The sequence below is a fragment of the Mycobacterium avium subsp. avium genome, assembly GCF_009741445.1.
Taxonomy (GTDB): Bacteria; Actinomycetota; Actinomycetes; order Mycobacteriales; family Mycobacteriaceae; genus Mycobacterium; species Mycobacterium avium.
On record NZ_CP046507.1, the window covers coordinates 1,897,731 to 1,916,777 of the forward strand.

The 19,047-nt window shown below is 70.1% G+C and carries 7 protein-coding genes; 5 read left to right on the forward strand and 2 right to left on the reverse strand.

The annotated features are described in order from the left end of the window. The first annotated feature begins 62 nt into the window (after positions 1–62). From MAA44156_RS08830 to MAA44156_RS08845, 5 genes are read left to right on the forward strand one after another with little or no spacing between them, the layout of a single operon-like run. A complete protein-coding gene (locus tag MAA44156_RS08830) occupies positions 63–1,601 on the forward strand; it encodes a nitric oxide reductase activation protein NorD (RefSeq protein ID WP_009976704.1) in 1,539 nt (512 codons plus the stop codon). A 22-nt stretch (positions 1,602–1,623) separates the two neighbouring features. Continuing rightward, entirely contained in the window at positions 1,624–2,418 is a 795-nt protein-coding gene (locus tag MAA44156_RS08835) for a CbbQ/NirQ/NorQ/GpvN family protein (RefSeq protein ID WP_009976702.1), read from the forward strand. Between the two features lie 17 nt (positions 2,419–2,435). After that, positions 2,436–2,564, forward strand: coding sequence for a hypothetical protein (locus MAA44156_RS23675; RefSeq protein WP_009976700.1), 129 nt, complete (start codon positions 2,436–2,438; stop codon positions 2,562–2,564). Further along, positions 2,561–3,259 (forward strand): hypothetical protein, encoded by a 699-nt coding sequence (locus MAA44156_RS08840; RefSeq protein ID WP_009976699.1) that lies wholly within the window; start codon positions 2,561–2,563, stop codon positions 3,257–3,259. The genes MAA44156_RS23675 and MAA44156_RS08840 overlap by 4 nt, the downstream gene beginning before the upstream one ends. A gap of 12 nt (positions 3,260–3,271) precedes the next feature. Further along, entirely contained in the window at positions 3,272–3,706 is a 435-nt protein-coding gene (locus MAA44156_RS08845) for a hypothetical protein (RefSeq protein WP_009976697.1), read from the forward strand. 19 nt (positions 3,707–3,725) lie between these two features. Here the strand turns inward: MAA44156_RS08845 and MAA44156_RS08850 are convergent, their stop codons facing one another. Together MAA44156_RS08850 and MAA44156_RS08855 are read right to left on the reverse strand one after the other, a co-directional pair. Then, complete coding sequence (locus tag MAA44156_RS08850; protein WP_009976695.1) at positions 3,726–6,332, reverse strand: sugar epimerase family protein; 2,607 nt, start codon at positions 6,330–6,332, stop codon at positions 3,726–3,728. Positions 6,333–6,339: 7 nt separating this feature from the next. Next, complete coding sequence (locus MAA44156_RS08855) at positions 6,340–18,852, reverse strand: type I polyketide synthase (protein ID WP_121035629.1); 12,513 nt, start codon at positions 18,850–18,852, stop codon at positions 6,340–6,342. Positions 18,853–19,047: the final 195 nt, after the last annotated feature.

Consider the following 19,047-nt stretch of genomic DNA (forward strand, 5'->3'; position numbering starts at 1 on the left):
GCGGCACCGGGCTGATCATCTGGTTCTGGTACTGGCTGTTCTCCAACATCGGTACGTTCTGAATGACCGAGCGTTCCGAGTACTCCGACGGCCGCGCGATGGCGCTGGAACGCAGCTGCGCCGTGACGGCGGTCGCGCTGAGCGAGCAGCGCCGCGAAGGCGTGTGGCTCGTCACCGGCGAGCGGCGGGGCTTCGGATTGGATGCGGCACTCACATTCGTCCACGTCCCCTACCCCGCACCCTCCGACTGGACACGCAGAACCCTGACCTGCGGTGTGGCCCTGCAATGCTCGCCATCCAAGGAACGCGTCACCGAATTCCGGCTGAACGAGCTGTCCGCGCGGGAACTGCGCGCGCTCACGCTCGTCGAAGGCGCCGTGGCGCTCGGCTGGATCGCGTCGCGGTGGCCCGGCCTGCTTCCCGAGGTCCAACGGCTGCTCCCTGACGTCCACCCCCAGGCCGCGGGCATGGACGGCGCCCAGATGCTCGACAGGGCAATCGGATTGGCGGCGACCGGCCTGGAATTAACGGTGCCTCCGCTGCTGGGCGCTTTGCCGCTGGCCTACACGGCGCCGCAGGGATTGACCGACAGACTACGACGCAGCTTCGGGAGGATGCCGTGGACCACCACACAGAAGCGTCGTCCGCGGCCGTACTCGGTGCCCGTCGGCGGCGACGGGGGTGTGCGCAACCCGAATCTGCCGCCGCCGAGCCGGCCCCAGGACAACGATCTCGACGTCACACCCCAGCACCGGCCGGGCATCCCCTATCCCGAGTGGAACATGTGGACACAGCGATTCATGCACGACCACGTCGCTGTCGTCGAGCACGCCGACGGCCGGCGCCTCCGCCGTCCGGTGCCGGTGGCCGTCGATGTCCGCAAGTGGTTCGAAGAACACACCCACCGTGCAATGACCGGCCGCCTCGAAGACGGCTCGGACCTCGACGTCGACCAGTACGTCAGCCACTACATCGACCTGACGACGGGCGAGGCCAAGGAGCCGAGGGTGTTTCGCGACCTGTTGCCCAGCGGCCGCGATGTCACCACCGCACTACTGCTCGATGGCAGCTCGTCACTGGGGGTGCACGGGGGACGCGTGTTTCAGCTCGAATTGGCCTGTGCCGACGTGCTTTCGCGTGCCATGACGCTGGCGCGGGAACGCCATGGCGTTTTCGTGTTCACCGGCAACACCCGACACCGGGTCGAAGTCCGGTGCCTGAAGGACTTCGAAGACCGCCGGTTCGTGCCGCCGAGCACATTCGGCCTGTCCACCCGCGGCTACACCAGACTCGGTGCGCCACTTCGCCATTTGACCAGCCGGCTGCTCGCCCAACCCGCCGAGCGGCGCCTGCTGATCGTCATCGGTGACGGGCTGATCTCCGATGAAGGCTACGAGGGCCGTTACGCCTGGGCCGATGCCGCGCACGCCGTCGAGGAGGCCAACGACGCCGGCGTGTCGATGTATTACGTGGGCGTCGGGCCGACCCGGGTGGACCCCCTTCCGGAGGTATTCGGGCCGCGCCGGTCGCAACGGATCCGGCGTATCGAGGAATTGCCCCGCGTATTGGCCCATGTCCATCGCGAACTGGTCGCCGCGTGAATGCCGGCCGATTGAGGAAGAGATGACCACCGACACATATTTCGCCAACGGCAACGAAGTTCAGCTGTTCGAACCGGCCTTTGCGCGGCGCCTGCCGGTGATGCTGACCGGCCCGACCGGGTGCGGCAAAACCCGGTTCGTCGAGCACATGGGCTCGCTGCTACAGCGCCCGGTAGTCACGATCAGTTGCCACGACGACCTCACCAGCTCCGACCTCGTCGGGCGCTTCATGGTGACCGGCGGCGACGTGGTCTGGACCGATGGCCCGCTCACCCGGGCCGTCAAAGCCGGGGCGATCTGCTACCTCGACGAGGTCGTCGAGGCCCGCCACGACTCCTTGGCGATCCTGCATTCGCTCACCGATCACCGACGGTCGTTGTACCTGGACCGCGCCGGCGAGGTGGTGAAGGCCCCCGAAGGGTTCATGCTGGTATGTTCGTACAACCCGGCCTACCGCAGCTCACTCAAGGAGCTCAAACCCTCGTTCCGCCAACGGTTCGTCACGCTGGCGATGCATTATCTGCCGCCCGACCGCGAGGCCGACGTGATCGTCGCCGAATCCGGAATCCCGTTGGCCACCGCCCAGCGGCTGGTCAGGTGCGCCGTCGCGATCCGCACCGCCGACGAAGCCTTCCACTTCGAACCGCCGTCGACGAGGGTGCTGGTCACCGCCGCCCAGCTGATCGCCACCGGCGCAACCGAATTGGACGCCGCCGACGCGTGCATACTCGCGCCGCTGAGCAGCGACGGCGCGGTCACCGATGGACTGCGTGAAGTCGCGGCAGCCAGCCTGGCCACCTCGAACAATTCGCCCTAGGGAAGGGAGTAACCGGCATGGACCGACAGGAACAGAAGCGCAAGAGGGCGCTCATCGTCTTTCAGATCTTCATCTACGGCTATCTGCTGGCGATGTTCGGCGTCCAGCTCTACATGTCGTTCACCCGCGGGTGGTGGGATCTGTGAATCTCGCTGCCGCGCAAGCAAACAGCGCGACCACCCTCGAGGACCACCACGACGAATCCCGCCAGGCCCAGCGCCACGCCGACAAGTGGATGATCGTCGGCGCCGCCCTGATGGGCATGTGGGCGCCGGGCCTGATCGGGTTCCCGATCTTCATGCGCGGGGTGTGGGTGCAGCGCCGGGCGCTGCGCGCCGGATTGTCGGTGCGGCCGATGATCGTGACCCTGATCGGCTACCTGGTGCTGATCGACGGAATGCTCAACTCCCTGGGTTGGGCGCTCGACCTGGTCGCCAACCACACCCTGATTAACCGGGTGCTGATGGTGGGCTGGGGCAACATGTTCGACGCCGGCTACTTCTGGCACTACAACGAACTGTGGATCGGCGGCTCGGCCGGGCCGGGCGAAAAAGCTTATGTCGCAGGGCTGATTCTCACGGTCTTCTCCATGCGGGTGGCCGCCGCGATCGGTTTCCTGCAGATGAAGCGGTGGGGCCACCAGTGGATGGTCGTCACCTGCTGGATGGGCGTGGTGATTTGGTCGGCCTACGTGTTCAACATGACCATGTTCGCCGACGTGCGCTACGCCGGTGTGGTGTTCCCGGTCATCGGCTGGTGGCTCTACGACATCTTCTACATCACCCCTTTCCTGGCAATCCCCTACCTGCACACCGTCAACCGCGAAATCTTCTCCGACTAAAGGAGCCGTGCCATGACTAGTCCGTCCGTACCGTCTACCGCCGACGACAAGGACTCGGCCGCCGGTCTCGAACCCGGCACCACGCCGTACTACGCGCGAATGCACAAATGGATCAAGCGGGCCGTGCTCGTGTGCCTGGTGGCCCTGGTCATCGAGGGCGCCTTCACGCTGCCGTTCATGGCGGTCTACTACGGCTACCCGACGCTGAGCCTCACCCAGATCTGCAGCGAGCTGCTCAAGATCCGGTACTCCAACGACACTTTGGAGTGCAAGTACCCCTACCCGCCGTTCGGCCCGCCGGAGGGCGCCGAGGGCAAGGCCACCGCGCAGGACGTCTGGGGTATCCAGCCGATACCGAAGTATCACCGGCTGGGGTTCCGAGAACTCGTCAAGATCCACAACGACAGGCTGGCCCGCCAAGCGGCGCAACAACATTCGGCGCCATGACAGGGGCCACCGTAAGCGCCTACCCGCCGCCGGTGGCCGGCTCCGAAGCAAGTTCCAGCACCCTGATCTCGCCGGTCGCCCCGTCGACCTCGACGAGCGCACCCGGCGGCAACGACTTGGTGGCTCCCTGCACATCCACCACGCAGGGGAAGCCGAACTCGCGGGCCACCACGGCGGCGTGCGACATCGGCCCGCCGAGTTCGGTCACCACGGCCGCGGCATAACAGAATGCGGCGGTGTAGCCGACGTCGGTGGCCTCGGCCACCAGGATCTCGCCGGGCTGTAGGTCGTCGATGGTCTCGGGCCGCACGATGCGCACCCGACCGCGGACCCGTCCGCCGCACACCCCGACGCCGCGCAGGGTTCCGCCACCGGCCAGCGCCGGCACGGAAGTTGCCGTCGGCTGCCAGCTTCCGCTGAACACCGTGGGCGGTGCGATGCCGGCCAGCCGGCGGTGCTCGGCCCGACGCCGCGCCACCACCGCCGCGACGTCGGCCGGCAGGGCATCGAGTTCGTCGACCAGCAGGTAGAACACATCGTCGGCGCTGCCGAAGACGCCCGCGTGGGTCAACCGGCGACCGTATTCCCGCAACAGGGCGCGCAACACCCAGTTGGCGCGCACCACCTTGTCGCGGCGGGCTTCGCGGTCGCGGAGTTGACGCGCAGCCAGCGCTGCAATCGGCTTGGCCTGCAACGGAATACGGGGATGCTGCGGCGGCGGCGCCGCGGTCGCCGCCATCGCCTTGGCCACCATGCGGACCAGCAGCTCGGGGTCGTCGGCGTAGCTCGTCGACAGCATCTCCAACTCCGCCGGACCGCGGTGCCCGATCAGCGCCAACTCGGCCAGCACCGCGGCATGGAATTCCGGCGCGTCGACGGCCAGCTTGTCCAACCGCTCCCCCGGTTCGGTCAACACCCGGGCCACGTTCGGATCACGCTGTGCGGCAACGACCAGGCGCTGCATGGCCTCCACCGATCGCGCACTGACCAGTTCCGGGCCGGCCGGCGCCGAGGTGTCCCGTCCGCACACCGCGCGCAGCAACACGTTGAACGCCGCACACAGCATGAACGACGCGGAGGCCAGCACCCAGCCGTGCACGACCTGGTCGCGCGCCAACGCGATCAGGCTCACCAACCGGCGCTCGTCGAGTTCGGCGGCGTCGCCGGCCAGCCGCTCCAGCCGATCCACGTCGGCGATGAAGTCGTCGGTGTCGCGCGCCGCACCGGAGCTCAGGCCCACCAGATTGACGCCGAACACCCCGATGTTGCGGGTATTGCGCAACAGCCTTCGGGCCCAGCCGGTTTCGGCTGGCCGCTGCTCACCGAAGACGGGCAGCGAGGCCATGCTGGGGCCGAAGAACCCGCTGTTGCTGACGATCATCGACGGCTTGGCGAACGGCACGGTCTCGGCCATGAAGTGCGCCGAGGTGATCGCACCGTAGAGGCGGTGCGCGAACACGCCGACGGTGCGCAGGGCGATTTCGCGCTGCACCAGACCACCCGGCCGCAGCCGCTCGGCGATGGTGACGCCGCCGGCGCGTACTCCGCGCACCGTCGCCGACGCCGAGGACGGCGAGAACGGACCGGGCAGCGCCTCGGACAAGTTGGTGGCCAGGAAGGTGGGGAAACGCGGATCGATCGGCGTGTCGAACTCGCCGTTGACCCCTTCGGGGCCGGCCGGTACGGGCACCGCACCGTCCTGCGCGGAGGCATCGACGGCGGGCAGGTCCGCGACGTTGGCCAGCCGCCAGGGCAGCGACACGACGCGGCGCCCCACCGTGACGCGCCCGCGCACCGCCAGCGCCATATCCTCGACACATTCACCGCACTGCCATGCCGGCCGAAAGCCCCACCGCTCGTGCAGCAGCGCAGTATCCATCAGCGGCGCGCTGAGCACCGGCTCCAGCTCGTCCGGCGCCGGGCGGCCCAGCCGCAGCACCGGGCGGCGCAGGGTGGCCGCGATCCGGCGAAACGTCGTCGTCCCCGGCGCAGCGAGATTGACTGTGCCGCTGGGTATTTCGGTGCTCAGCACCGCCGACTCCAGTAGTCGCAGCGCGTCGTCGAGGTGCACCAACTGGATGGGGCGATCGACGGACCCGCCGGGGAAGGCGGGCAGCGCCAGAACCCGGCGCACCCAGTTGTCGACGTTGCGGCCGACGACGAGCGCGCAGCGGATGGTGACGGATTCGAGTCCGGAGGCGACGAGCATCTCCTCGACGCGGGCTTGCTGCACCGCGTCGGCGGCCGACGGGACCGGCGCCTCGGCCTCGCTGCGCGGGGTGTCGCCACCGCTGTAGACGTGCGGCGACGATGGGAAAACAATGCGGCGCGCCGAGGTTTCGGCCATCGCCGCCAGCACGTTGGCGATGCCGGCGATGTTGACCTGCGAGCCGGTCCGCTCCTGAGTGTCGTGGGTCCACGCCAAATGCGCGACGACGTCCGCACCGGTGACCGCGCGGTTGACCGCGGCGGCATCCCGGATGTCGGCCTCGATGAAATCCGCTGCGCTCGACCAGCTGTCGGGCCGATGCCGGGCGATGCCGACGACGTCGTGGCCCTTGCTGAGCAGCCGGGCGGCGAGGCCGCGACCGAGCACGCCGCTGGCCCCGGTGACCGCGATTCTCATCGACCGCCTACTCGTCGTCGTCATCCAGCAGCGCGGCGTTGACCAGGTCGTCGAGATCCATGTCGGCGATGTCCTTTTCGGTGGTCACCGCCGGCGTTGCGGATTGCGCGGCCCCGGTGGACTCGTTCGCCAACGCCAGCAACAGCTCCAGGACCCCGGCCTGGCGAAGACGCTTGACCGGAATCGATCCCACCACGCGCTGGATCTCGGCTTCGCCCGGCGCCGCGGCCGCCGCCGGCTGTCCGGACGTGCCGACCAGTTCCCGATACATGTAACCGGCCAGCGCGGCCGAGTTCGGGTAGTCGAAGATCAGCGTCGGCGAAAGGGCAAGTCCGGTCGCGGCTTTGAGCCGGTTGCGCATCTCGACGGCGGTCAGCGAGTCGAACCCGAGTTCCTGGAAGGCCCGGTCCGGGTGGATCGCCTCCGGGCTGGAGCTGCCCAGCACGGTGGCGATATTGGAGCGGACCAGGTCCAGCAGGACCGCTTGTTGCTCATCCTCGGGCAGCCCCTCGAGGCGTTGCAGCAGAGCCGATTTCGACTTGGCCGCGGCCAGCGAGTCGTCGACCTGGCGGCGGGTGGGCGCGTTGATCAGATCGACGAACATCGGCGGCAGCGTGCCACCGTCGAACTTGACCCGCAGCGCCGCAAGGTCGATGTGGGCCGGCAGCAGGAACGGCTCGTCGACGATGAGCGCGGTGTCCATCAACTCCAGCGCCTCCTGCGACGACATCGCGACGATACCGTCGCGGCCGAACCGGGCCAGGTCGGCCGCACCCAGCCCGCCGGTCATGGCGCTGGCCTGATCCCACAGCCCCCAGCCCAGCGAGATGGCCGGCAACCCGTGGGCCCGCCGATGAGCGGCCAGGCCGTCCAGGAACGAATTGCCGGCCGCATAGTTGCCCTGACCCGACGCGCCGGCCAGCCCGGCGATCGACGAGAACATCACGAACGCACCGACATCCAGGTCGCGGGTCAGCTCGTGCAGGTTCCACGCCGCGTCCACCTTGGCCCGCAGCACGGTGTCGAGCCGTTGCGGGGTGAGCGACGTCACCACCGCGTCGTCGAGCACCCCGGCGGCGTGAATCACCCCGGTCAGCGGGTGCTGCATCGGGATGTCGGCGATCACCTTGGCCAGCGCCTCCCGGTCGGCGGCATCACAGGCCACCACCTCGGCGCGCGCGCCGGCCGCGGTCAGCTCGGCCACCAGCTCCGCGGCGCCCGGCGCGTCCAGTCCGCGCCGGCTGACCAACACCAGGTTCCGCGCGCCGTGGCGGGTCACCACATGTCGCGCGACCGCCGAACCGGCCATCCCGGTGGCGCCGGTGATCAGCACCGTGCCCGCCGTCCACGCGTCGGGCATGGTCATCACCACCTTGCCGACGTGGCGGGCCTGACTCAGGTAGCGCAATGCGGCCGGCGCACGTCGCACGTCGAACCTGGTGACCGGCAACGGCCGCAGCACGTCCTCGCCGAACATCGCGGCCAATTCGTCGAGCAGCCGGGCGATGCGGTCCGGCCCGGCCTCGAAGAGATCGAAGGCTCGGTAGCGCACACCGGGGTGCTCGGCGGCGACGACCTCGGGGTCGCGGATGTCGGTCTTGCCCATCTCCAGGAAGATCCCGCCGGGGGCGACCAGGCGCAGCGACGCGTCGACGGAATCACCGGACAGCGAGTCGAGCACGATGTCCATCCCGGTCCCGCCGGTCACCGCCCGGAACTTGTCCTGGAAGTCCAGGCCGCGCGAGTCGCCGAGGTGATCGTCGTCGAAGCCCATGTCGCGCAACGTGTCCCACTTGCCGCGGCTGGCGGTGGCGAACACTTCCAGGCCCAGATGCCGGGCCAGCTGCACCGCGGCCATCCCGACGCCGCCGGCGGCGGCATGCACCAGCACCCGCTGGCCGGGCCTGGCGTCGGCGAGGTCCACCAGCGCGTAGTAGGCCGTGGCGAACACCACGGACGCCGTCGCGGCCGCGGTGTGCGACCATCCGGCCGGCACCTTGACCAGCAGCCGCTGATCGGTGGTGGCGACGGTCCCGGTTCCGTCCGGGAACAGGCCCATCACGCGGTCGCCGACCGCGACACGCCCGTCCTGCGAGGCCGTTTCGATGACCACGCCGGACGCTTCGATGCCCATCACCGCGTCCGGATCGGGATACAGGCCCAACGCGATCATCACGTCGCGGAAGTTGGCAGCGAGGGCCGAGGTCGCCACCCGAACCTGGCCGGGCCCCAACGGCGCGTCGGCGTCGGGGATCGGCTCCAACCTCAGGTTCTCGATGGTGCCGTAGCTGCTCATGCCCAGCCGCCACGGTCCATCCTCCGGCGGCACCAGCAGGGCACCCACCGCCCGGCTGCCGAGCACCCGCGCGGTGTACACGGTTCCGTTGCGCAGCAACGTCTGCGGCTCGCCGACCGCCAGCACCGCCGCGACCGCATCGGCGTCCAGCGGCGCATCGGTATCGACCAGCACGATCCGGCCGGGGTGCTCGGTCTGCGCGGAGCGCACCAGGCCCCACACCGCCGCGCCGGCCAGATCGGTGACGTCTTCTCCCGGGAGCGTCATCGCGCCGCGGGTGGACACCACCAAGGTGCCAGCCCCGTCGCGGGCGAGCCACGACTGCAGCACCGGCAGCACCGCCCGGGTCACGGCGTACACCTCGGTCACGACGTCCCCGGCCACCGGCGCCGATTCGAACAGCACCGCGAAACGCCCGCTGTCGGAGTCGGTGTCGGTGGCGTCCAATTCCGTTGCGCCCCAATTTAACAGCGACACCGGCTGTACGGCCGCCGACGGCTGGGCGGACCAGATCAGTTCGAAGAGGCGGTCCGGGCCCGAGTTCGACACCGCGGCCAACAGCTGCTGGTCGGTCACCGGCCGCGCCACCATCGACGCCACCGAGAGCACCGGCAGCCCCAACCCGTCGGCCAATTCGATCGACACCGCGGACGGACTGACCGGCACGATCCGTGCCCGCACCGCCGCCGCGCCCGCGGCATGCAACGACACCCGCTGCCAGGAGAACGGCACCAACATCGAGCCCGCCGGGAGTTCGTCGCCGTCGGACGCCAACATCACCGCGTGCAACGCCGCGTCCAGCATCACCGGGTGCACGCCGAAACCGGTTGTGCTGACGCCGGCATCGGTGGGCAGGTTCACTTCGGCGAAGATCTCGTCGCCGCGGCGCCACATCGACGTCAGGCCGCGGAACGCCGGCCCGTACCGGTAGCCGCGCTCGGCGAGTTGCTCATATCCGTCGCCGAGATCGACCGGCACCGCGCCCACGGGCGGCCACGCCGACAGGTCCGTGGCCGGCTGCGCCGACCCGGCGCGCAGCACACCCTCGGCGTGCAACAACCAGCCCGCGCCCGCGTCGGCGCGGGAGAACACCGACACCGCACGCGCACCCGAATCATCCGGGCCGTCGACCACGACCTGGATCGCGACCGAGCCGCCGGCCGGCAACACCAGCGGCGCAGCCAGATTCAGCTCGTCGATGATGCCGCAGCCCACCTCGTCGCCGGCGCGGATCGCCAGTTCGACGAACCCCGCGCCGGGGAACAGCACCACGCCACCGACGGCGTGGTCGGCCAGCCAGCCCTGGCTGGCCGATGACAGCCGGCCGGTGAGCAGCACGCCACCCGAGGCGGGCAGTTCCACCACCGCGCCCAGCAGGGCGTGGTCGCCGGCGGCCAGGCCCAGCCCCGCCGCATCGGAGGCCGCACCGTCGCCGGAAAGCCAAAAGCGCCGCCGGTCAAAGGCATACGTGGGCAAGTCGACCAGGTGCCCCGTACCGAGTGCGCCGCGCCAGTCCACGTCCATGCCGCAGACCCAGCCCTGGGCGACGGCGTTGACCAGAGCGACCGGCTCCGGGCGGTCCTTGCGCAGGGCGGACACGGTGACGACGGGCGCGTCGGCCAGCGTCTCTTCGATCGCGGCGGTCAGGCCACTGCTCGGCCCGACCTCCAGGAAACGGGTCGCACCGGCCGACTGCGCGAACCGCACGCTGTCGGCGAAGCGCACCGCGTCGCGGACATGGCGCTTCCAGTACTCCGGCGACCCGAAGTCGTCGGCCGCCGGTTGCCCGGTCAGATAGGAGATGATCGGGATGACGGGTTTGTCGATAGCGAGACCGGCTGCGACAGTTCCGAATTCGTCGATCATCGGTTCCATCAGCGGGGAGTGGAAGGCGTGCGACACCGACAGCCGGTGCACGCGGTGACCCTCGGCGCGCAGCCGCTCGGCGATCGCGACGGCCGCATCGTGGTCACCGGAAATCACCACCGCGGCCGGGCCGTTGACCGCGGCGATGCCGACGTCCGGACCCAGCAGCGGGCGCACCTGCGCCTCGGTGGCCTGCACGGCGATCATCGCCCCGCCCTCGGGCAGCGCCTGCATGAACCGGCCCCTCGCCGCCACCAACACCGCGGCGTTCTGCAATGACAGCACACCGGCGACGTGCGCGGCCGACAGCTCCCCGATCGAGTGGCCCATCACGAAATCGGGTCGCACTCCCCACGATTCGAGCAGCCGGAACAATGCGACTTCCACCGCGAACAGCGCCGGCTGCGCGAATTCGGTGCTGTTCAAGACGTTTTCGTCGTCACCCCAGATGACGTCGCGCAGCGGGCGAAGCAGATGGCGGTCGAGTTCGGCGACGACCGCGTCGAACGCCTCGGCGAAAACCGGATATCCGGCATGCAATTGCCTTCCCATGCCTAGGGTTTGGGATCCCTGGCCGGGGAAGACGAACACCGTCTTGCCCGCCGGTGTGGCGACACCCCGGATGATCGATGCGGCCGGGTCGTCGGCGGCCAGCTCGTCCAGCCCGGCCAGCAGGCGGTCCCGGTCACCGCCCACCACGACGGCCCGGTGCTCGAACGTCGCGCGTCCCGCCAACGTCCAGCCCACGTCGGCGATGTCCAATTCCCCCTGCGCGCGCACGTATTCGGCCAACCGCGCCGCCTGCGCCCGCAACGCCGCCGCGGACTTGGCCGACACCACCCAGGGCAACACCGGCAGCGCGGGCGCGTCGGCGTGCGCCGGCTCGACGGCCGGGACCGCCTCGATGATGACGTGCGCATTGGTGCCACTGATGCCAAACGACGACACCCCCGCCCGCCGCGGCCGCTCACCCGGCCACGGTTGGGCCTCGGTCAACAACGACACCGCCCCCGCCGACCAATCCACATGCGGGCTGGGCTCATCGACATGCAGCGTGGCCGGCAACAACTCGTGGCGCATCGCCAGCACCATCTTGATCACCCCGGCCACCCCCGCAGCCGCCTGAGTATGACCCATGTTCGACTTGATCGACCCCAACCACAACGGCTGGCCACGATCCTGACCGTACGTCGCCAACAACGCCTGCGCCTCGATCGGATCACCCAACGTGGTGCCGGTGCCGTGCCCCTCCACCACATCCACCTCGGCCGCCGACAGACCCGCGTTGGCCAACGCCGCACGCACCACCCGCTGCTGCGACGGCCCATTCGGCGCCGTCAGCCCATTGGAAGCACCATCCTGATTCACCGCCGAACCCCGCACCACCGCCAACACCGGATGCCCCAACCGCCGCGCATCCGAAAGCCGCTCGACCACCAGCATGCCGCCGCCCTCGGAGAAGCCGGTGCCGTCGGCCGCGCCCGCGTACGCCTTGCAGCGGCCGTCGGGCGCCAGGCCCCGGTGCCGGCTGAACTCGACGAAGACCGTCGGGGTGGCGTTCACCGTCGCGCCGCCGGCCAGCGCCAGATCGCACTCGCCCGATCGCAGCGACTGCACCGCCATGTGCAACGCCACCAACGACGACGAGCAGGCGGTGTCCACCGACACCGCAGGGCCCTCCAGCCCCAACACATACGACACCCGACCCGACGCCACGCTGGACGACTGGCCGGTCAGCCGGAAGCCCTCCGCGATGGGTGCGGCGCCCATGCCGTAGCCCTGCGTGTACACCCCGGCGAACATCCCGGTGGCGCTGCCGCGCAAGCCGCTGGGGTCAATTCCGGCCCGCTCCAACGCTTCCCAGGACAGCTCCAGCAACATCCGGTGCTGGGGATCCATCGCCAGCGCCTCGCTGGGCGCGATGCCGAAGAACGCCGGGTCGAAGTCGGCGACGTTGTCGACGAAACCGCCGGTGCGGGTGTAGCAGGTGCCGGGGACGTCCGGGTCGGGGTTGTACACGCCGGCCAGGTCCCAGCCGCGATCGGTGGGAAACTCCGAGAGCACGTCGCGGCCCTCGGCCACCATTTGCCACAGCGCCTCGGGGCTGTCCACGCCGCCCGGGAAGCGGCACGACATCCCGACGATCGCGATCGGATCGTCGTCGGTGGCGCGGACGACGGGCGCGTGCGTGGTCTCCTGCGGGGCGCCGGCAAGCTCGGTGCGGATGTAGCCGGCCAGGGCGTTGGGTGTGGGGTAGTCGAAGATCAAGGTCGGCGAAAGCGCCAGTCCGGTCGCGGTTTTGAGCCGGTTGCGCATTTCGACCGCGGTCAGCGAGTCGAAGCCCAGTTCCTGGAACGCCTTGTCCGGGTCGATCGCCTCGGCGGTCGGGCTGCCCAGCACGGTGGCGATGTGGGAGCGCACCAGCTCCAGCAGCACGGCGTGCTGCTCGGCTTCGGGCAGCCCGTCGAGGCGATGCGCCAGCGCGGATTTCGATTTCGCGGCGGCCAGCGAGTCGTCGACCCGGCGCCGGGTCGGCGCGTTGACCAGATCGGCGAACATCGGGGGCACCGCGACCGCGTGTGCGCGCAGCGCGCCCAGATCGATACGGGCCGGCGCCAGGAATGGCTCGTCGACGATCAACGCCGTGTCGAACAATTCCATGGCCTCGTCCGAGGACAACGCCAGGATGCCGTCGCGGCCCAGCCGGGCCAGGTCGGCGGCGTCCAGGCCCCCGGTCATGGCGCTGGCCTGGTCCCACAGGCCCCACGCCAGCGAGATCGCCGGAAGCCCGTGCGCCCGCCGATGCGCCGCCAACGCATCCAGGAAGGAGTTCGCCGCGGCGTAGTTGCCCTGTCCGGACGAGCCGACCAGCCCCGCCATCGAGGAAAACATCACGAACGCCGACAGATTCATGTCGCGGGTCAGCTCGTGCAGGTTCCAGGCCGCGTCCACCTTGGCCCGCAGCACCGCGTCGATCCGCTCCGGTGTCAGCGAGGTGATCATCGCGTCGTCGAGCACGCCGGCGGCGTGGATCACGCCGGAAAGCGGCCGCTCCGCGGAAATCCCGGCGATGACGCCGGCCAGCGCGGCCCGGTCGGCCGCGTCGCAGGCGATCACCTGCACCCGGGCCCCGGCCGCTTCCAGTTCGGCGACGAACTCGGCCGCGCCCGGCGCGTCCGGGCCGGTGCGGCTCAGCAGCGCCAGGTCGCGAACGCCGTGGCCGGTCACCAGGTGGCGCGCCAACGTCGAGCCCGCCATGCCGGTGCCACCGGTGATCAGCACGGTGCCGGCGGAAAGCGCCCCGGGCACCGTCATGACGACCTTGCCGATGTGGCGGGCCTGGCTCAGGTAGCGCAGCGCGGCGCGGCCACGCCGGATGTCAAATGTGGTGACCGGCAACGGGTTCAACACGCCGGCGTCGAACAGCCCGGCGAGTTCCACCATCCACTGGCGCATCCGGGGACGGCCCGGCTCGAACAGGTCGAAGGCGCGGTAGCGCACACCGGGGTATTCCCTGGCCACCACACCCGGGTCGCGGATGTCGGTCTTGCCCATCTCCAGGAACACGCCGCCGGGCGCGACCAGCCGTAGTGAGGCGTCGACGAACTCCCCGGCCAGCGAGTCCAGCACCACGTCCATCCCGGCCCCGCCGGTTGCCGAGCGGAACTTGTCCTCGAATTCCAGCGTGCGCGAGTCGCCGATGTGGTCGTCGTCGAATCCCATGGCGCGCAAGGTGTCCCACTTGCCGCGGCTGGCGGTGGCGAACACTTCCAGGCCCAGATGCCGGGCCAGCTGCACCGCGGCCATGCCGACACCTCCGGCGGCGGCGTGCACCAGCACCCGCTGCCCCGGTTTGACGTCGGCCAGGTGGATGAACGCCATGTAGGCGGTGGTGAAAACCGCCGAGATGCCGGCGGCTTCGGGGTAGGACCAGTGGGTGGGCTTGTGCTGCAGCAGGCGCACGTCGCCGGGCACCAGCGTGCCGCTGCCGTCGGGGAAGAAGCCGTACACCGAGTCGCCGACCGAGAATTCGGTGACGCCCGGCCCGACCTCGACGACCACGCCGGCACCTTCGCCGCCGAGCAGGGCGTCGTGGGTGAACATGCCCAGCGTGATCATCACGTCGCGGAAGTTGGTGGCGATGGCGCGCAGGGCCACCCGAACCTGGCCCGGCTGCAGCGCGGCATCCGGGTTGGGAACCGGTTCGAGCTGCAGGTTTTCGAAGGTGCCCGCGCTGCTGATGCCGAGCCGCCAGGGCCGGTCTTCCGGCGGTGTCATGATGCCGTCGACCGCGCGGCTGCCGTGTACGCGTGCCGTGTAGACCGTGCCGTCGCGGAGCAACACCTGGGGTTCGCCGGTCGCCAGGGCCGCGGTCAGCGCGGAATCGTCAAGTGCGGCATCGGAATCGATTAGCACGATCCGTCCGGGGTGCTCGGTCTGCGCCGAGCGCACCAGCCCCCACACCGCCGCGCCGGACAGGTCGGTGACGTCCTCGCCGGCCAGCGCCATTGCCCCCCGGGTCACCACGACCAGTACCCCGGAATCGTGCTCGGTGAGCCACGACTGCACGGCGGCCAGCGCCTCGTGGGTGCGCCGATACGATTCGCCGACCGGATCGCCTTCGGCCGCAAGGGATTCAAACACCTGGTGGACGGGTGGTTCGCCGTGGGCCGCCGGCACGGTCACCGGTGCCCAGGCCACCTCGAACAGCCGGTCGGGGCCCGCGGCCGACACCGCGGCGCGCAGTTGGCGCTCGCTCACCGAACGCGCCACCATCGCGCGCACCGACAGCACCGGCAATCCCAGCCCGTCGGCCAGCTCGAGGGAAACCGCCCGGGAGGCCGCTGTGCCCGGCGCCTGCGCGGGGGCCAGGCGGGCGCGTACCGCCGACGCCCCGGCGGCGTGCAACGACACGCCCTGCCACGCGAACGGCAGCGCCACTTCGTCTGTGTCACCGGCGATTTGGTGGCCGACGATCAAGGCGTGCATGGCCGCGTCGAGCAGCGCCGGGTGCACACCGAACCCGGTGACGCCGCCCGCGGCGTCGGGCAGCCGCACCTCGGCGAACACCTCGTCGCCGCGCACCCACGCCGCGGTCAGGCCCTGGAAGGCCGGGCCGTAGCCGTAGCCGCGCGCGGCCAGCCGTTGGTAGCCGTCGGCAATGTCGACCTTGGTGGCCCCGGCCGGCGGCCACGCCGCCAGATCGGCGCCCGGCTCGATCGATCCGGTGCTCAGCGTTCCCTGCGCGTGGCACACCCACGGCGAGTCGCTGTCGGGCCGCGAGAAGATGGACACGTCGCGCCGACCCGATTCGTCGGCCTCGCCGACCAGCACCTGCACGGCGACCGATCCGATCCCGGAGTCTTTGGCCGGCAACATCAACGGAGCCTGCAGCGTCAGCTCCTCGACCGTCGAACAACCGACTTCGTCGCCGGCGCGGATCGCCAGCTCCACGAAACCGGCTCCGGGGAAGACGACCGTGCCGGACACGGCGTGATCGGTCAGCCAGCCCTGCAGGCTCGGGGACAACCGGCCGGTCAGCACCACCCCGCCCGAGGCGGGCAACTCGACGACCGCGCTGAGCAGCGGGTGCTCGCTGGTGCCCAGGCCCAGGCCGCTGGCGTCGGCCGCGGCGCCCTCGCCGGACAGCCAAAACCGGCGGCGGTCAAAGGCATACGTGGGCAGCTCCACGAAGCCGGCTCCGTCCAGCACACCGCGCCACGCCACGTTCACTCCCGCGACGAAGGCGGTGGCCGCCGACGTCAGGAACCGCTCGAGCCCGCCGTCGTCGCGGCCCAGGGTGGGAATGACGATAGCCTCGGTGTCACCCGGCAGGCTGTCGTTGACGGTGTCCTCGATCCCCGCCACCAACGCCGGATGCGGACTGGATTCGATGAACGTCCGGTATCCGTGCTCGGCCGCGCTGCGCACCGCCTGGTCGAACTGCACGGTTTGCCGGATGTTGCGGTACCAGTAGTCGGCGTCCAATCCCGCTGTGTCCAAGCGGTTTCCGGTCACCGTGGAGAAGAAGGCGATGCGCGAGGAACGCGGCTCGATACCGGTCAGCGCCTGCGCGAGGTCCTCGCGGATCGCCTCGACCTCGACCGAATGTGAGGCATAATCCACGTCGATGCGGCGGGTCCGCAGCGCAAGGTCGGCGCAGAACGCGGCGAGCTCGTCGAGCGCGGCCCCCTCCCCCGACACCACGACCGCCGAGCGGCCGTTGACGGCGGCGATGCTGACCCGGTTCCCGTACGGCGCCAACAACTCTCGCGCCCGCTCGGTGCTGCAGGCGATCGACAGCATGCCGCCGGGGCCGGCCAGTGACCGCAACAGCTTGCTGCGCAGGGTCACCACTCGGGCGGCGTCACGCAACGACAGCGCGCCGGCGACATAGGCCGCGGCGATCTCGCCCTGCGAGTGGCCGATCACGGCGTCGGGGCTCACCCCGACGGACTTCCACAGCTCGGCCAGCGACACCATCACCGCGAAGAGCGCCGGCTGCACGACGTCGACGCGATCCATCCCCGCTGCGCCGGGTGCGCCGCGCAGCGCATCGATCAGCGACCAGTCCACGAATTCGGCGAAGGCCTCCTCGCAGGCCTGGATGTGCTGCGCGAAAACCGGTGCGGTGTCCAGCAATTCGGTTGCCATGCCCAGCCATTGCGATCCCTGGCCGGGGAAGACGAACACCGTCTTGCCCGCCGGTGTGGCGACACCCCGGATGATCGATGCGGCCGGGTCGTCGGCGGCCAGCTCGTCCAGCCCGGCCAGCAGGCGGTCCCGGTCACCGCCCACCACGACGGCCCGGTGCTCGAACGTCGCGCGTCCCGCCAACGTCCAGCCCACGTCGGCGATGTCCAATTCCCCCTGCGCGCGCACGTATTCGGCCAACCGCGCCGCCTGCGCCCGCAACGCCGCCGCGGACTTGGCCGACACCACCCAGGGCAACACCGGCAGCGCGGGCGCGTCGGCGTGCGCCGGCTCGACGGCCGGGACCGCCTCGATGATGACGTGCGCATTGGTGCCACTGATGCCAAACGACGACACCCCCGCCCGCCGCGGCCGCTCACCCGGCCACGGTTGGGCCTCGGTCAACAACGACACCGCCCCCGCCGACCAATCCACATGCGGGCTGGGCTCATCGACATGCAGCGTGGCCGGCAACAACTCGTGGCGCATCGCCAGCACCATCTTGATCACCCCGGCCACCCCCGCAGCCGCCTGAGTATGACCCATGTTCGACTTGATCGACCCCAACCACAACGGCTGGCCACGATCCTGACCGTACGTCGCCAACAACGCCTGCGCCTCGATCGGATCACCCAACGTGGTGCCGGTGCCGTGCCCCTCCACCACATCCACCTCGGCCGCCGACAGACCCGCGTTGGCCAACGCCGCACGCACCACCCGCTGCTGCGACGGCCCATTCGGCGCCGTCAGCCCATTGGAAGCACCATCCTGATTCACCGCCGAACCCCGCACCACCGCCAACACCGGATGCCCCAACCGCCGCGCATCCGAAAGCCGCTCGACCACCAGCATGCCGCCGCCCTCGGAGAAGCCGGTGCCGTCGGCCGCGCCCGCGTACGCCTTGCAGCGGCCGTCGGGCGCCAGGCCCCGGTGCCGGCTGAACTCGACGAAGACCGTCGGGGTGGCGTTCACCGTCGCGCCGCCGGCCAGCGCCAGATCGCACTCGCCCGATCGCAGCGACTGCACCGCCATGTGCAACGCCACCAACGACGACGAGCAGGCGGTGTCCACCGACACCGCAGGGCCCTCCAGCCCCAACACATACGACACCCGACCCGACGCCACGCTGGACGACTGGCCGGTCAGCCGGAAGCCCTCGATCTCCTCGGCCAACATGCCGTAACCCTGGACGATCAAGCCGGCGAACACGCCGGTGGCGCTGCCGCGCAAGCCGCTGGGGTCAATTCCGGCCCGCTCCAACGCTTCCCAGGACAGCTCCAGCAACATCCGGTGCTGGGGATCCATCGCCAGCGCTTCGCTGGGCGCGATGCCGAAGAACGCCGGGTCGAAGTCGGCGACGTTGTCGACGAAGCCGCCGGTGTTGACGTAGCACTTGTGGCGGGCGTCGGGGTCGGGGTCATACAACGCCGCCAGGTCCCAGCCGCGATCCGTGGGAAACTCCGAGATCACGTCGCGGCCCTCGGCCACCATTTGCCACAGCGCCTCGGGGCTGTCCACGCCGCCCGGGAAGCGGCACGACATCCCGACGATCGCGATCGGCTCGCTCGACCGCTCCAGGAGCGCGCGGTTGGTGCGCTTCAGGCGTTCGACCTGGACCAGCGCTTTGCGCAGCGCCTCGGTCGCATGCTGGAGTTGGTCCACCATCACAAAACCTCGCCTAACCCTCACCTAATGTCTGGCCGTCTGGTGCCGCCGGATGCGGTTCTCGCCGAGTCACGGAATTTGCTGCACGGGGCGACGCCGTGTTCCGTTCGACCAGCATCGTGCCGCTCTGGAACGCAAGAATGTTGCTGGTGAGTATGGCCAACTCCGACTGGATTTCAAAACGTCCGCTGCTCC